This window comes from Enterococcus sp. BWT-B8 (assembly GCF_020567625.1).
Classification (GTDB): domain Bacteria; phylum Bacillota; class Bacilli; order Lactobacillales; family Enterococcaceae; genus Enterococcus_L.
In genome coordinates this window covers 69,930-85,354 of the sequence record NZ_JAJDJV010000003.1, presented here as the reverse complement: position 1 = coordinate 85,354, position 15,425 = coordinate 69,930, and the positions used below count along the sequence as shown (strand labels likewise).

At 39.1% G+C, this 15,425-nt stretch carries 13 protein-coding genes; 9 read left to right on the top strand and 4 right to left on the bottom strand.

Annotated elements, in window-relative coordinates; genetic code table 11:
- The first annotated feature begins 166 nt into the window (after positions 1 to 166).
- The 4 genes from LI951_RS04850 (at position 167) to LI951_RS04835 (ending at position 3,401) form a co-directional block, all read left to right on the top strand.
- Complete coding sequence (locus LI951_RS04850) at positions 167 to 937, top strand: peptidase C39 family protein (RefSeq protein ID WP_229441445.1); 771 nt, start codon at positions 167 to 169, stop codon at positions 935 to 937.
- A gap of 588 nt (positions 938 to 1,525) precedes the next feature.
- Positions 1,526 to 1,717, top strand: coding sequence for a hypothetical protein (locus LI951_RS04845; protein ID WP_202067792.1), 192 nt, complete (start codon positions 1,526 to 1,528; stop codon positions 1,715 to 1,717).
- An 80-nt stretch (positions 1,718 to 1,797) separates the two neighbouring features.
- Complete coding sequence (locus LI951_RS04840) at positions 1,798 to 2,361, top strand: DNA-3-methyladenine glycosylase I (RefSeq protein WP_229441444.1); 564 nt, start codon at positions 1,798 to 1,800, stop codon at positions 2,359 to 2,361.
- Between the two features lie 419 nt (positions 2,362 to 2,780).
- Positions 2,781 to 3,401 carry a GyrI-like domain-containing protein gene (locus LI951_RS04835; protein ID WP_229441443.1) on the top strand — a complete coding sequence of 207 codons (621 nt, stop codon included), beginning with the start codon at positions 2,781 to 2,783 and terminating at the stop codon, positions 3,399 to 3,401.
- 369 nt (positions 3,402 to 3,770) lie between these two features.
- Here LI951_RS04835 and LI951_RS04830 read toward each other — a convergent pair whose 3' ends face one another.
- Both LI951_RS04830 and LI951_RS04825 read right to left on the bottom strand, forming a co-directional pair.
- Entirely contained in the window at positions 3,771 to 4,805 is a 1,035-nt protein-coding gene (locus tag LI951_RS04830; RefSeq protein WP_229441442.1) for a HAMP domain-containing sensor histidine kinase, read from the bottom strand.
- Positions 4,792 to 5,472, bottom strand: a complete 681-nt coding sequence (locus LI951_RS04825) for a response regulator transcription factor (protein ID WP_229441441.1) — start codon at positions 5,470 to 5,472, stop codon at positions 4,792 to 4,794. Before LI951_RS04825 ends, LI951_RS04830 begins: the two co-directional genes overlap by 14 nt.
- A 458-nt stretch (positions 5,473 to 5,930) precedes the next feature.
- Between LI951_RS04825 and LI951_RS04820 the strand changes: the two genes are divergently transcribed.
- A complete protein-coding gene (locus LI951_RS04820; RefSeq protein ID WP_229441516.1) occupies positions 5,931 to 8,279 on the top strand; it encodes an ATP-binding cassette domain-containing protein in 2,349 nt (782 codons plus the stop codon).
- A 102-nt stretch (positions 8,280 to 8,381) separates the two neighbouring features.
- On the opposite strand, the gene LI951_RS04815 is transcribed toward LI951_RS04820, so the two are convergent.
- Entirely contained in the window at positions 8,382 to 9,806 is a 1,425-nt protein-coding gene (locus tag LI951_RS04815) for an MATE family efflux transporter (protein ID WP_229441440.1), read from the bottom strand.
- A 313-nt stretch (positions 9,807 to 10,119) separates the two neighbouring features.
- On the opposite strand from LI951_RS04815, the gene LI951_RS04810 reads away from it, so the two are divergent.
- Both LI951_RS04810 and LI951_RS04805 read left to right on the top strand, forming a co-directional pair.
- Positions 10,120 to 10,473, top strand: a complete 354-nt coding sequence (locus LI951_RS04810) for a PTS glucitol/sorbitol transporter subunit IIA (RefSeq protein ID WP_202067786.1) — start codon at positions 10,120 to 10,122, stop codon at positions 10,471 to 10,473.
- 411 nt (positions 10,474 to 10,884) lie between these two features.
- The gene (locus tag LI951_RS04805) at positions 10,885 to 11,316 is read left to right on the top strand and encodes a GNAT family N-acetyltransferase (protein ID WP_202067785.1); all 432 of its coding nucleotides are present in this window, start codon (positions 10,885 to 10,887) and stop codon (positions 11,314 to 11,316) included.
- 737 nt (positions 11,317 to 12,053) lie between these two features.
- Here the strand turns inward: LI951_RS04805 and LI951_RS04800 are convergent.
- On the bottom strand, positions 12,054 to 12,821 hold the full coding sequence (locus tag LI951_RS04800) for a MurR/RpiR family transcriptional regulator (RefSeq protein ID WP_267491700.1): 768 nt from the start codon (positions 12,819 to 12,821) through the stop codon (positions 12,054 to 12,056).
- A gap of 259 nt (positions 12,822 to 13,080) precedes the next feature.
- On the opposite strand from LI951_RS04800, the gene pfkB reads away from it, so the two are divergent.
- Together pfkB and LI951_RS04790 are read left to right on the top strand one after the other, a co-directional pair.
- On the top strand, positions 13,081 to 14,007 hold the full coding sequence (pfkB, locus tag LI951_RS04795; protein ID WP_229441438.1) for a 1-phosphofructokinase: 927 nt from the start codon (positions 13,081 to 13,083) through the stop codon (positions 14,005 to 14,007).
- A 12-nt stretch (positions 14,008 to 14,019) separates the two neighbouring features.
- The gene (locus LI951_RS04790; RefSeq protein WP_229441437.1) at positions 14,020 to 15,414 is read left to right on the top strand and encodes a PTS fructose transporter subunit IIC; all 1,395 of its coding nucleotides are present in this window, start codon (positions 14,020 to 14,022) and stop codon (positions 15,412 to 15,414) included.
- Positions 15,415 to 15,425: the final 11 nt, after the last annotated feature.

Sequence of the window (15,425 nt, the reverse complement as noted above, 5' to 3'; positions counted from 1 at the left end):
TTATTATCATTCTACCTAATTTTTAGTCAAAATTCAAGAAGATATGTTCCCATTTTTAATCAAAATGAGGTTGCTTTTTTTATTTGTTTGAGTAAGATTAGAGTATATAATTAATTAGTATTGTTGCAAATGGAACTGGTATTGAAGAAAAGAAAGAGTGATAGTATTGGCACAAAAGCAGAGACTGAAACTGAAGAAATGGATTATTGGATTGTTGGCAGCCGCTGCTTTAGGAGGAGCACTATTAGGGAAAATAGCACCTATGGAAGCTGGTTTTTCCAATTTATTTAAAAAGGAAAAAGAGGCTGTATTAGGAGAAGATTCTACAAATAAAACGTCAGAGAATGTTGGGAAAATTGTAACTTCTGAAACAGAAGAAGTACAGTTGAGTTATGCAGAGCAGGTAACTCAGGAGATTCAGCAGGATAAATTTAATGGACGGATAAATGTTCCACTGTTATTGCAGACAGAGGATTACTGGAAGACAATTCCTTACGGTACGGGAGAAAATAATACACTGGAAAAAAATGGCTGTGCGATTGTTTCACTGGCAATGGTTGCGTCCTATCTGGACAATGCGGAAGTTCTGCCTCAGGAAATTCTTGACTGGTCTAAAAATGATTATTTTATTGAAGGACAGGGAACAGGCTGGGGAATTTTTGCAGAGTTTGCTGCAGTAAAAGGATATGTCTATGAGAACTTGCCGAGTCTGAGTGCAGTGGAAGAGCAGCTGATACAAGGCCATCCGGTTATTATTTCTGTAAAGCCAGGGGCATTTACTCAAACGGGTCATATCATGGTTTTAACTGGCTATTCAGATGGTAAATTCTGGCTGAATGATCCGAACGACAACGAAGAAAAAGGGCATTCGAGAATGGCCTATACTCCTGAACAGCTGGAAACAGATGCCATGAATTACTGGGCGATCTATAAATAGAAGAATTAACGGACTGACAGATTCGAGGGCTCTTTGCTGAAGCAGAGCTTCACTCGACTCTGTTTTTTTAGATGCAGATTTAGTTAAAGGATTTCAGGAAATAAGGCGGATTAGTTTATTGTCAGGACTATCATTTATTTATACAATGAAAAGATGGGCTTCCAGAAGAATTCGATGAAACAGACAGATGATTTAAGTTAAAAATATCAAGTAAAAGAAAAGGAGCAGTTGATAGGAGAAAAATACTTAGCCTATTGCTGCTGCAATTTGGAGCAGTTTCTGTAGGTACGAAATGGTTTTAGAAAATCTTTTAGGCAGAGGAGCTCCTCAATTTGTTGAGCAGGTTCAAGATAAACTGATAAAGGGAAATATTTAATTAGCAGATTTAAAGTATGATGAATTATGAGAAAAGAATCAGAAAGTCAATCACTTAAAACTGAAGTATCTGACACTCATAGCAATATGTGAAAATAAAGACATTTTTCTACGTAGCTGAAAGAGCGATAAATTAGTTATGCGGCAATTTATTTTGATTTAGATGTATTATTGCCAGAAAGCTTTCGATCTATTTATCCCGGAGAACCGCTTTTGAAAAGCTTTGATTCTGGCATAGGGGAGTTTTCTTTTAAGAGCATTGGTCAAATCTTTGGAGGTATTTCTGATGAGAAAGAGATTGTCGGACTCAGTATTACTGAACATCTGCCTTGGAATGCGACTAACTTGCGACAAAGCGCTCAATTTTTCATGTTTGACTCTAAAGATAAGAGGCTTCAGCAGTAATGGATTTAGGTCTAATATGCAGTTTACGAACATTCGTTCTTGTGGTATGCTGATTAAAATATATTATGAGGGGGAAAAAGATGGAACGAGTAAGATGTGACTGGGCTAACAGTAATGAACTGGATAAGGTTTACCATGATGAAGAGTGGGGACAGCCTGTTCATGACGATCAGAAGTTATTTGAATATTTGCTTTTGGAAAGTATGCAGGCAGGTCTCAGCTGGTCAACAATTCTAAAGAAAAGAGAAACATTAACTGAAGCTTATGATCAGTTTGACTATAAAAAAATTGCTGAGTATACAGAGGATAAAAAAGAGAAGCTTTTGCAGAATCCAGGTATTATCCGGAATAAACTGAAAGTTGCAGCAGCTGTTACCAATGCTGTACAATTTATGGAGATTCAAAAAGAATTTGGGAGCTTTGATCAGTATATTTGGGCGTTTGTTGACCACAAGCCGCTTGTAAATCACTGGTCGTCTGTGAAAGAGGTACCGGCTTCCACAGAACTGTCAGATCAAATCAGCAAGGATCTAAAAAGAAGAGGGTTTAAGTTTTTAGGCACAACAACTATCTACGCATTTATGCAGGCCATGGGGCTGGTAGATGACCATTTGGTTCATTGTTTTAGAAGAATAGAAAAATAGTTTTTATTTCTTTCGCAGTAAATCTGGTTATATATTAAGAAAGTGATGTTTGGACTGAAAGCAAACATGTTCTGTTGATCAGAGCGGAACAGTACGGTAGTGATGCAGCTTTGGATCAGACGATTTTAATCAAAGAAGACACTACGGGTATCTTTAATCTTTGGATATACTATTGTTATTGAAGTATTGTTATTATTTTGATTGCTTCCGGTATTAAACGGTTTCTTGAGGAGGCGAGATCTGGATAATGAGTAATGGCTGGAAGGATTTTTAGCAATAACTGTTTTGTCCGGAAACTTTTAAGTTATCGAATTTTTAGTGATAAATCTGTTGACTCTCTCCTCAACGTCATGGTTTATACTGAGCTTATGCAAGGAATTGATTGAGTAATTAAAGAAACAGGGACGGGGGAATTGGTAATGAAATACGAATGGCGAAAAGAGGAAAAGGAACAGTATTTGCCCAAGAAGCAACCAATGGAACTGAATATACCAGCGCAAAAGTTCTATACAATTTCAGGCAAAGGAGATCCGAACAAGGAGCAGTTTGCAGAAGATACAGCAGCACTTTATGCAATGTCCTATGGGATTCGGATGATGCATAAAAACGGACCTGTTCCTGATGGATTTTTTGAATATACTGTCTATCCTTTGGAAGGAATCTGGACTTTGGAGGTAGAGGATATTCGACCGGACGGCAGTTTTGAAAAAGCTGATTTGATCTATAAACTGATGATCCGACAGCCTGAATTTGTTACAAAAGAAATTGCTTTAGCAAATATTGACAAAGTAAGTCAAAAGAAACCCAACAGCAGTAACAGTAAAATATTGTTTGAAGAGCTGACTGACGGCAGGAGTCTCCAAATGCTCCATATAGGACCGTATGATGATGAGCATATAACATTTGATGTGATGAAGAAATACTGTGAAGAAAATGGATTAGTTCGACGAACAATGGCGCATAAGGAAATTTACTTATCAGATCCAAGAAAAAGTGATCCGGAAAAGATGAAGACAGTATTGAGGTATTTTTTGAAGTAAAAAAAGAAGAGGTTGGGACAAACACTCATGAGGGCTATCGCCCACACCCAACAGAATGAAAAGAAAAAAACGATCGACCCACACGCTATTTCCCTGTCATACTAAAGAGGACAGAAGAGCTTGTAGATCGATCGCTTATTGAGGTTCTTCTCCAAGTTGATCTTGAGGGGCAAACTAGATCGTTCTGCTTATCTGCTCCTGCGGTTACTCGTCGCATGAAGACCTCTGCTTCTGCGGTTACTCGTCGCATGAAGACATTTGCTTCTGCGAAATCATTAGGTCATAGAACCTGCGTATAAAAATAAATCGTTTTTATATTCATAGTAATAAACTGTTTGATCTCTATGACTGCTGCAATTGACTGCTCAGCTATTGCGGCAGGATAATTATAAACGTAGAGCCTTCGCTTATTTTGGATTTAACAATAATTTTTCCATTATGTAAAGTCACGATTCTTTTTGCGATGGGCAGTCCCAATCCGTTTCCCTGGGATTGATGAGAACTGTCTCCCTGGTAAAATTTATTGAAAATATGTCGACGTACCTTGTCTGACATACCAGCACCAGTATCTTTAATAGTCACTTTGACTTCTTTGCCCAACGTATAACAGTTTATTTCTATGGTATCTCCAATATCTGTAAAATTTATCGCATTTCCCAAAATATTCAGCCAGACCTGCATAAGCAAATCTGAATCAGCAGTAACAGTAACCGGCTGCAGGGTCAGATTAATTGCAAGGTCTTTTGTTTCCCAGTCCTTTTGCAGTAAGATCAGAGCCTGACGAAGCTGTTCGTCTAAGGAGTAGGGTGTCCTTTTTAACGTGATGCTTTCCTGATTCTCCACCTTTGAAAGTAAAAGAATATTTGAAGAAAGGGAACTGAGCCTCTCAGTTTCCTCTGTAATTATCTTTAAATATCGGACTCTGTCAGCTTCTGATATATCCGGATTCTGCAGCTGTTTGGCAAACCCGTTGATTGAAACCAGCGGTGTTTTCATTTCATGGGAAAAGTCATTAATAAAATCTTTATGGACCAGCTCTACATTTTTTAGTTCACGGGCCATCAAATTGAAGTTTTGTATCAGATCTTCCAGATCGTTATTCATTTTAGTTGACTCAATTTGTACATCAAAGTTGCCGCCTGCGATTTCCCGTGTCCCTTCAACCACCTGATTTAAAGGGCGTAAAATTCGTTTACTGAAACCTGCTGCGATAATCGTTCCAACGACTGTGCAGGAAAGCAGTGTAATAATCAGTCGAATCAGCGGATAACCGAATAAGGTACTGATCAGTCCCAGTTTTAAAAGAAAAAATAAAAGGATTCCTGATATGATCGATGAAACCAGTAAAATACAAGCGATAATTAGTGAAAAATGAACATAGATGGACCGTCTATCTTGTCTCATTGGCAACTCCTTTATATCCGAGACCTCGAATCGTCGTAATGGAAAAATCTTTAGAGCCGGAAAATTTTTCTCTTAGACGTTTAATATGTACATCTACAGTCCGTTCATCTGTGAGTGAATCAATACCCCAAATGTCATCCAACAGCTGATCACGTGTAAAAATTTTATTTTGAAAAGAAAGCAGTTTATACAAAAGTAAAAATTCTTTTTTGGGAAGCTCTGTACACTCTGCTCCCTGATAAACACAGAAACTGTTGAGATCCAGCAATGTATGTCCGACTGTCAGACGGCCTTCCAAATTAATCTGGGCTCTGCGAAGAATTGCTTTAATTCTAAGCAGGAATTCATCAAAGTCAATGGGCTTAACCAGATAGTCGTCAACACCGGTGAGAAAACCATATTTTTTATCCTCTGCAGCTTCTTTTGCAGTAACCATGATGATCGGCAGCCGAGTATTTTCTTTTCGAATGGCTGAAACGACCTGATAGCCATCCAGCTCAGGCATCATAATATCAATAACAAGCAGATCGATCAGCTGTTCTTCCAATAGAATCAGAGCTTCTTTTCCATTTCCTGCTTCCAACACCTGATAGCCATCCTGTTTTAATACTGCAGCCATTAATGCTCGAATATTTTTATCATCTTCTGCAACAAGAACCGTAATCATGTCTTTCCTCCATTCTTTTATTCACTATATTATAAACTAAAAACCTGTTGAAGAGAATGTGAATGGAGTTGTCAAAATTATAAAAACAGGTTCTCTTTACTAAATTGCAGCGACTCTCCGGCAGAAACTGTTGATCGGTTGAAAGCAGTGATAGCTGCCTTTTCATTTATCTGTTTGTATCAAGAAGCAGCCTGTTATCGCGACTACAAACAATTCTTGATAACCAGCTTGTTAATGAACTGTTTAGCGTGGCAGAAACGTTATAACTGCCAAAAATCCCGATTAATTCTTAAGAAATGTATAAGAAAAATAACTGAAATCGTTTTCTGTATTTTGTTATCATTTCGTTCATATTCAGTACATATTCGAGTGATAATCTGACAATGAATAATTAAATGAACCAAATTGATTTTATTTTTAATGATACTGTTTGGTTAAATGAAGAAGGGGAGAAAAAGATGCTTCAGGTAAAAGATATAAAAAAGAGTTATACAACAGGTGAGTTCACCCAAGTAGCGCTGAATGGTGTCAATATTAATTTCCGTGAAAATGAATTTGTTGCCATCCTTGGTCAGAGCGGATCAGGTAAAACAACTTTACTGAATATTATTGGCGGGCTGGATCAATATGACAGCGGAGATTTAATCATTAATGGGAAATCTACCAAAAACTTTAAGCAGGGGGAGTGGGATGCCTACCGTAATAACAGTGTCGGTTTCATTTTTCAAAGCTATAATCTGATTACACATTTAAGTATTTTGGATAATGTGGAAATGGGAATGACGTTGAGTGGGGTTTCTGCTTCTGAAAAGAAAAAGCGTGCCTTGGAAGTTCTGGAAAAGGTAGGATTGAAAGAGCATACGCATAAAAAACCGAATCAGTTATCCGGAGGTCAGATGCAGCGTGTGGCAATTGCCAGAGCATTAGCCAATGATCCTGATATTATTTTGGCGGACGAACCAACAGGGGCTCTGGATACAGAGACAAGTACTCAAATTATGGATTTGGTGAAAGAAATTGCGGATGATAAGCTGGTTATTATGGTGACTCATAATCCGGAATTGGCTGAGGAATATGCAGATCGGATTATTAATTTCCGTGACGGGCATGTGGTCAATGATTCTAATCCCTATGAGGAGTATGAAGAAGATCACAATTATCAGCTGAAAAAGACCAGTATGAGCTACTGGACCGCACTGAAGCTTTCCGGCAAGAATATCGCAACAAAAAAATGGCGGACAGGACTGACAGCATTTGCTGCAAGTATCGGGATTATTGGGATTGCTTTAATTTTGAGTCTGTCGAATGGATTCCAAAAGCAAATTGACTTATTCCAGAACGATGCATTGTCGGAATATCCTATCATTGTATCCAAACAAGCGATGAATATGGATGAAGAAGCGTTAAAGGAGATGCGGAGCAATTCTCCGACCAGCAGCAAAGAATATGCTGACACGGATGAAGTAGTGCTCTATAATCCAGAGGAATCAAATATTCGCCATACGAATAATATTACTCAGGACTATATTGATTATTTGAACAAAATTGATAAAGATCTGGCAAGCGGTATCGGCTATACCAGAGTTGTCGGAATGAACCTGTTAAGAGATGTTGACGGCAAAGTCCAGCTGGTTAACTTTAATGCAGATTCTTCCAGCAGCAGCGGAGCGATGGCAGGAGGGCTCTCAAGTATGAGCAATGCCGGGCTGTCTTCTTATCCTGTTTCAACAAGCGGGTCAATCAATGAATACTTGAAAAAGAATTATGATGTTTTATCTGGAAGTTATCCTGAAAGTACAGACGAACTTGTACTGGTAATCGATAATAAGAATCGTGTCGATCAAAGCATTTTGAAAAATCTTGGTTTTGATATTGCTGACAAAGATGGTATAGACTTTGATGAAATTGTCGGAACAGAATTAAAAATAATTGGCAATAATGATTACTATTCAGAAACAGAATTTGGGAATTTTGTTCCTAATAATGACTACGATGAAATGATCGGCAAAGCAGCGAGAACATTGAAAATCAGCGGAATTATTCGTCAAAAGGAAGACACTCAAGTGGCTACTCTAAGCAGCGGGATTGCATACAGTGACAAGCTGGTAGAGGAAATTATTGATCTGGAACAGGGTTCTGACATTGTCAAAGCACAAAAAGATTCTGATGTGAATGTGATGACGATGGAAAAACTGGATGATACTACAAAACAATCTGTTCTTTCTTATATTGGCGGAGACAGTATGCCTCAAATGATTTTTATCTATCCGACAAGCTTTGAATCGAAGGAGAAGATTGTTACGTATTTAGATGAATACAACGATGGAAAAGAAACAGCTGATAAAATTGTTTATACTGATCTAGCTCAAACTATGACAGATATGACAGGTGGGATTATGGACGGTATTACCATTGTTCTGGTTGCTTTTGCATCAATTTCGCTAGTGGTTTCTCTAATTATGGTAGGAATTATCACATATATTTCTGTGTTGGAAAGAACAAAAGAAATTGGTGTTCTGCGTGCATTGGGTGCCCGTAAGAAGGATATCACTCGCGTGTTTAATGCTGAAACACTGATTATTGGTATGTGTTCAGGACTTCTGGGAATTGGGATTGCCTACCTGTTGACACTTCCAACGAATATCATTTTGAAAGATATGACCGGCTTAAGCAATGTAGCACAGTTGAATCCGATTCACGCATTGGCTCTGATTACGATCAGTGTTGTACTGACGCTATTGGGCGGCGCACTGCCTGCGAAATGGGCGGCAAAGAAAGATCCGGTAGAAGCATTAAGAACTGAATAATAAAGTGAACCCCGCTCTTCTTACAAACAGGAAAAGAAGAGCGGGGTTTTTACGTAAAAAAGTATCGGCCGTTATGCAATTGCGGCTGATACTCTTTTATTTTCATTCTGTTTGGTGAGGGCGACAGCCCTCATGAGTGTTTGTCCCCACCTCAATGTATCTGTTTTCAAGAGAAAGAGTCCTCTGTTCTTCGTGTGTTTCCAAATGTTTTAGCTTTTTGACTGCGCCGGTAAAGGAATAGATCAAAACTACAGTTGAACCGATCCAAGCCAGCGGCGCAGCTGAAACAGCACCTATGAAGCCGAAGGAAGCAGTTAATACAATTGCGGCGAATGAGCGCATGACCAGTTCCATAATCCCGGCAATTGTTGGAATTACTGATTTCCCGAGGCCCTGTAATGTATAACGTACAATCAACAGGATAGCCAGTACCCAGTAAAGACTTCCGTTAATGTTAAAGTAAATTTGAGACAGGCGGATCACCTCTGTCTCGCCGGCGCTTACGAATAGAGTCACCAGCTGTCTGCCAAACAGAATAACGATTGCTCCTGCGGCAAGACTGAACCCCAAACTGAGCAGCAACGCACTTTTAGCGCCCTCTAAAATACGTCCATATTTTTTTGCTCCATAATTTTGAGCAGTGAAGGTAGCCATTGTAATACCAAATGACATCATCGGCTGAATAGCAAACTGATCAATTTTTCCGGCTGCTGCCTGAGCAGCCACGACATCTGTTCCCAGACTATTTATGGCACCCTGCAGAACAATCGCGCCGATCGCAATAATGGATGTTTGAAAGGCCATGGGCAACGCTGCATTTAAATGCTCGCGAATCTCTTTTTTTTCGAAAGAAAAATCTTTTTTGCGTACTTGAAGATTAGGTATTCTTTTTTGGATATAAATCAGGCAGAGAAGGCTGGCAACCATCTGTGCGATTACTGTTGCCACCCCGGCTCCCGCAACACCCATGTTAAAATTGATGATGAGAACCAGATCAAGAACAACATTGACAACACTGGCAACAACAAGAAAGATTAGAGGTGTACGGCTGTCACCTAATGCTCGAATGACATTGGATAATAAATTAAATGCCATTGCAGAAAAAATCCCAATTAAAATAATTGAAATAAAAGTTTGAGCATCAGCCATAATTTCTGCTGGCGTCTGCATTACCAACAATAAAGGTCGAATAAAGAGCAAACTTATAATGGTTAAAATAACGGTTACAACAAAACTGATGAAAATACTTGCAGCAAAGCTTTTTTTAACTCCCCGATAATCTCTGGCTCCGAAACGCTGAGCAGTAATAATGGATAGACCGGAAGTGAGTCCTTGAGCGAAACCGATAATTAAAAAGATAATACTGCCTGTAGCACCAACTGCGGCTAATGCATTTTTTCCAAGTGTCTGACCAACAATAATCATATCTGCCATACTATAAAACTGCTGGAAAATATTTCCTATCAGTAATGGGATAGTAAATAGAAAAATCAGTTTTAGTGGTTTGTCTTCTGTTAATTCTCTCATGGTTCTCCTTCTTTTCAGATCAATAGTTTTTACTTTAGACTATGATACTCATTTTTCTGAAAAAGTCTATCCTTTTTTTGAAAATAAATTAGTTTTTTTCCTTTTTTTAATGTAGTCTAGTTTTCTGACAACAGAATCAGACGAAATGTGTGATTCATCACTTTTTTAGAATGCTATAGTTAGAGTTGTTGAACAGATAAAAAGTTTCTTGAAGTTTTTATAAGCGAATTCTTAATGGCGTTTATTTTTGTTATAATAGATTAAATGCTTAGTGCAGACTAAACTGAAATGTTGAGAATCGGGAGGGAAAATTATGTATAAGACAACAATAACTGAAATAGGGGAGCTGGTTTCCGCGTTTGAAGAAGAACAACTGGTGATCTTGTTTGGACCACAAGCCACTTCAGAATTACGCTCTATTTGTATCATCCATGAAGCTTCTGAAGAAGAAAAAAATGTTCTTGAAATAGGTAAGAAAGTGCGCTTTGGCACACAGCAATACGAAATCATTGAGGTAGGATCGGCAGCTAATGACAATTTTAATGAATTGGGACATGTGTCTATCTACTTTAGAGAAGGCGTTAATGAAGTATTACCGGGGGCCATTATTGTCAGCCCGGGGAATTTTCCGAAGCTTGCAATCGGTGATACGATAGAAATAAAATGAGAGAATCGCTGAGCAGCAAAAGAGGGAGACCAAATTATGTCATATCCCCTAAAAACCGAATAAATATGTATTTCGAGGATTGGAGCTGTGCAGGAACTGTAGATGCAGAAAAACGGATATGGTGTAATATTTTGTCTTGAGAATCGTTAGAATCGTAGGGACAGCGCTATGTAAGTAATTTTATATAGGCTTTGCCTGTTTTTTTCAATTTTCTTTTATTACTACCTCTTTAAATTCGTACAGCATGATTAAATCAGCACAAAACAAAGTGAAACTGTTGTTATTCCATAAACTTTGTTAAAATAGGTGAAATAAGGCAATAAGAGATGGTGTGAAGCAGCAGGTTTGTTATGTGTTCAAGCCTGAGAAAATCGGCGGGATACGAATAAAAAATGAATAAGGAGTACACATATGATTGAGGAATTGGTCAAGCCTTCGAAAGAGGAATTGAAAGAGCTGTCAGCTATATGGTTATCAGTAAACTTGGAAGCGCATCCTTTTATTCCAGAAGCTTACTGGCAGTCTAATTTGGAAATGGTAAAGTCGCAACTGGAAGAAGCAGGAATCTATGTTTATAGAATACAAGATCAGATTGTTGCATTTGCAGGGCTGCAGGGTGACTATATTGCTGGTATTTTTGTATGCCCCGACTATCGAGGGCAGGGAATCGGCAAATCACTGCTGGAAGAAATCAAGCGCGAGTACCAGCAACTGGAATTAGCAGTCTATTCCAAAAATACAAAGGCTGTTGCATTTTATAAACGTGAAAATTTCTTTGTAGCTTCTGAGGAAGTGGATAAAGCTACAGGTGAATGGGAATATCATATGAAATGGCAAAAATAGACAGAAAATTCGAATAATGAGTGAGACAATCAAGCCTGTTGGGAAGAGAAGAATTACGAGCTCTTCTATAAATCAAAAATATAAATAGGAAAGAGTTGATGAGTGAATCAAGTTACACAGATGTTCACTCATCGGCTCTTTTTGCTATCAGTAAGGTATTTCAATGATGGTTTCCTGTCTTGATAAGTTAATTTCTTCATCACTGAGATATATTCATAACTGCAGCCCGAGAATTTCCTGCCAATCTGTCTATTTTCTTCAAATATTTTCAAAGAGGGTGTTGTCAGTCCATCACAGGTTCCTTCGTAAAGTGTGGATAAAGCTTTATAGGAAGGAAGAACACAGGAAGAAAATTATCTGTGTTCGGGAACCAGCCGATCAAGGGAAAGTCTGATCTCCATCTCAATGTGACCTTCATCAATCTGTCCGGTCTCATCTATATTTTCAATGGGTAACCTCATTCTCCATTTTCTTTATCATATAAAAGATCGAAGAAGATGAGAATAAAAGGTTGTTACTGGCTGATTTAGCTGCTGAAAGCTCATTGGAAATTATTAGCTGGTTGTTAGGACAAAGAATAAACTGGGAACAGTATAAGTGAGCGTGTCTGTGTATTCATGGAATTTTCTCTACTCATTTGATCGAAAGAAAAGATGCAGTTAGGAAGCATAAAAAAGGACTAGGCAGAACACTTCCAAGCTAGGAGGTGTTCTGCCTAGTCTAATTTGCTTTTCTATTTAATCCATTGACCGATTATGACTGCGAATGGCATAGGCATCCAGTAAAATTCGGGCAATGACAGACAAAGGCAGCCGGGAACGAACTTCATAATCAGGAAAGTAAGAACCCTCTGATTTAAAGCCGATGAATGCGAGCTCCGAAAGATCAACCAGTGTGCTGGTACGGTTGGCGGAAATGGTCAGAGTACTGATTTCTTTGTCATAGCAGTTTTGAGCAGCAACCACCAGCTCAGGGGTTTCGCCGTTTAGTGAAACAAAAATGGCAAAATCATCGTGAGTCAGAGTTTTGCTGATGCTTTTTATGATGTTTGGATCTGTGTGCATTTGTGAGTATTTTCCAGCCAATTGAAACTTCACCATCATCTCTTCTGCGATCAATTCAGAAAAGCCTCTGGCAAAAATCACAATGCGTTTGGCTGAATATATCTTCTGTACAGCATCCTCGATAACACCGCTGTCAATCATATTAATGGAGCGAATCACCTCTTGTTCATTTTTCAAAATTGCTTTTTTGATTTCATTGTCAACCTTTTCAACTACGGAAAAGTTGATGGTTGTATTGGTTTGATCCTTTAGAGAATGTTTGAAAGAGGTAAACCCTTCATAGCCTTTTTTCTTCATGGTTCTGACAATTGTTGCAGTTGAAACATTCGCTTCTTCGCTCAATTTAACAATGGAATAGTGCGGGATTTCTTCAATATTTTCCTGAATAAACTGCCAGAGATATTTCTCTGCTTCACTTAACTGACTGCTCATGGGATTCAGCTCCTTTAAATAAAAATAAATCTAGGACAACTTTGCTGCAGGTCATTTTATATCTGCGGTGAGTATTTATTTTCTTTTGTTCGCTATTCGGATCTTTATGCATCGTAAATCAAGGAGCAGCTGGTTTCTTTACACAGGTATTGTACCTTCTTTTTTTATTTTGTAAAAGTTTTCACCGTCAGGTCTTTCTTTAGAAAACATTTACAGGAATTTCTGTTGCATAATAAAGACAGAAAAAGAATAGGAGGTAGGTGATGGAATGGCAGCAATTTACACCTGCACAATGAATCTTGCAATTGATCTTTTTATTGAAACAGATGAATTAAAGCCGAATACTGTAAATCGCAGTATTGATGATGACATACAGGCAAATGGTAAGGGCGTAAATGTTTCTTTGATTTTGAAACAGTTAGGAGTAACGAGTACAGCACTTGGATTTAGCGGAGGCTTTACCGGCAGTTATATTGACGAATTTTTAGTGGATAAAAAGATTCAGACAGACTTTATTCATGTAAATGGAATGACACGTATCAATGTATTTACTCAAGTAAATCACCCGAAAAGCGAGTATAAACTGGTGAATAAAGGTCCGGTTATTTCTCAGGACCAAATCAGCCAATTACTGCAACAAATCAGCGATATCCCCGAGGGCAGTTATTTATGTATTTCCGGCAGCTTGCCTCAGGGAGTGACACCGCAGATTTTTGAACAAATCAGTGAAATTGCTGAACGGAATCAAGTTCATTTGATTCTTGACACAAGCTACAAGGAAGTGCTGGATTGTTTGAAATACAAACCATTTTTGTTGAAGCCGAATGAGGATGAGCTGGCAGAATGGTTTGATAAAGAGGCACTTTCTGTTCAGGAATGTATTGTGTACGGACAGGAGTTAGTCAGACAGGGCGCTGAGCATGTGCTGGTTTCGCTGGGAGGAGAAGGCGGCTTGTATATTACAGCTGATAGTGTACTATATGGAAATGCTCCAAAAGGAGAGGTTGTAAATACAGCTTGTGCCGGGGATACTTTGCTGGGCAGTTTTGTTGGCAATCAATTGCAGGGGAAACAATCGGAAGATAATTTGAAGTACAGTTTGGCTGCGGCAAGCTCTACTGCTTTTCGCAAAGGACTAACAGATTTTTCAGATGTAGAAGAACTAAGTCGGCAAATAGATATTCAACGATTATAAGGAGGAAACAACATGACGAAGTACCAAATTATTGCTGCAACAGGATGTCCGACGGGAATTGCGCACACGTATATGGCACAGGAGGCTTTGGAACAGGCGGCAAAAAATCACGGTGTTTCAATTAAAGTGGAAACACATGGACAGGTGGGTATTGAAAATGCACTGACAAATAAGGAAATAGCCGATGCAGATGCAGTAATTATTGCAGCAGATAAAGATGTACAGGCAGAGCGCTTTGCAGGAAAACGTGTCATCGAAGTCTCTGTAAGTAAAGGAATTAAAGATGCGGATCAGCTCATTGAAGATGTTTTGGCAGGAGAAGGCTCTATTCGAAAAGGTGAGAATGTTAAGGCGGAAGCAGGTAATGAGAAAACATCCAGCGGGATTGGGCACAATATTTACAAAAATCTGATGAACGGAGTCTCACATATGCTGCCGTTTGTTGTCAGCGGCGGTGTACTTGTAGCCATTTCTTTCTTGTTTGGGATTTACTCAGCTGATCCAAGTAGTGACCAGTACAATGAATTTGCTGCTCAGCTGATGAATGTCGGTGGCCTGGCAATGGGGATGATGGTTCCGATTTTGTCTGCCTTTATTGCTGAAGGGATTGCTAAGAGACCCGGACTGGTTGTTGGTTTTGTCGGCGGTTTAGTTGCATCAAATGGCGGAACCGGATTTCTGGGTGGAATCATCTCTGGATTTCTAGCAGGATATATTGTATTAGGACTGATGAAATTATTCAGCTCATTGCCAAAATCACTGGATGGACTAAAAGCAATTTTCTTATATCCGGTTTTGGGCGTATTTATCACCGGGATAATTATGACGCTGGTTTCTGAACCGATGTCGGCAGTCAATCAGGCAATGATGGATTTTCTGTCAGGCTTCCAAGATTCAAACCCGCTGATTCTAGGTATTATTGTCGGCTGTATGAGTGCCTTTGATATGGGTGGTCCAGTAAATAAAGCAGCTTATGTGACAGGAACAGCCCTGCTGGCAGAAGGAAATACCACATTTATGGCAGGGGTATCAGCTGCGTGTATTGCACCACCGCTGATTACGGGTGTTGCTGTGATTCTGTTTAGAAAGTACTTTGACAGCAGTGACCGCAATGCCGGACTGGTAAATATTATTCTGGGAAGCACACATATCACAGAAGGAGCGATTCCTTTTGCTGCAAAAGATCCTCTGCGTGTTTTACCTACAATGATGCTGGGTTCTTCGATTGCAGCGGTGCTGACCTATATGTTCAAAGTACAGGTTCCTGCCCCACATGGCGGATTTCTTGTTCTGCCGGTAGTTACTCATGGACTGCTATGGGTAGTGGCTATCTTGATTGGTTCGATTGTCGGCGGAGTCATTTTAGGAATGATTCAAAAACGCAGAGTTGAAAAAGCAGCAGCCTAGGGGGCGAAACA

Bases quoted from the DNA above. Each gene is read 5' to 3' on its own strand.
- LI951_RS04840 (WP_229441444.1), top strand. From the start codon at position 1,798: ATGGAACGAGTAAGATGTGACTGGGCTAACAGTAATGAACTGGATAAG.
- LI951_RS04820 (WP_229441516.1), top strand. From the start codon at position 5,931: ATGCTTCAGGTAAAAGATATAAAAAAGAGTTATACAACAGGTGAGTTC.
- LI951_RS04835 (WP_229441443.1), top strand. From the start codon at position 2,781: ATGAAATACGAATGGCGAAAAGAGGAAAAGGAACAGTATTTGCCCAAG.
- LI951_RS04805 (WP_202067785.1), top strand. From the start codon at position 10,885: ATGATTGAGGAATTGGTCAAGCCTTCGAAAGAGGAATTGAAAGAGCTG.
- LI951_RS04815 (WP_229441440.1), bottom strand. From the start codon at position 9,806: ATGAGAGAATTAACAGAAGACAAACCACTAAAACTGATTTTTCTATTT.
- pfkB (WP_229441438.1), top strand. From the start codon at position 13,081: ATGGCAGCAATTTACACCTGCACAATGAATCTTGCAATTGATCTTTTT.
- LI951_RS04790 (WP_229441437.1), top strand. From the start codon at position 14,020: ATGACGAAGTACCAAATTATTGCTGCAACAGGATGTCCGACGGGAATT.
- LI951_RS04825 (WP_229441441.1), bottom strand. From the start codon at position 5,472: ATGATTACGGTTCTTGTTGCAGAAGATGATAAAAATATTCGAGCATTA.
- LI951_RS04810 (WP_202067786.1), top strand. From the start codon at position 10,120: ATGTATAAGACAACAATAACTGAAATAGGGGAGCTGGTTTCCGCGTTT.
- LI951_RS04830 (WP_229441442.1), bottom strand. From the start codon at position 4,805: ATGAGACAAGATAGACGGTCCATCTATGTTCATTTTTCACTAATTATC.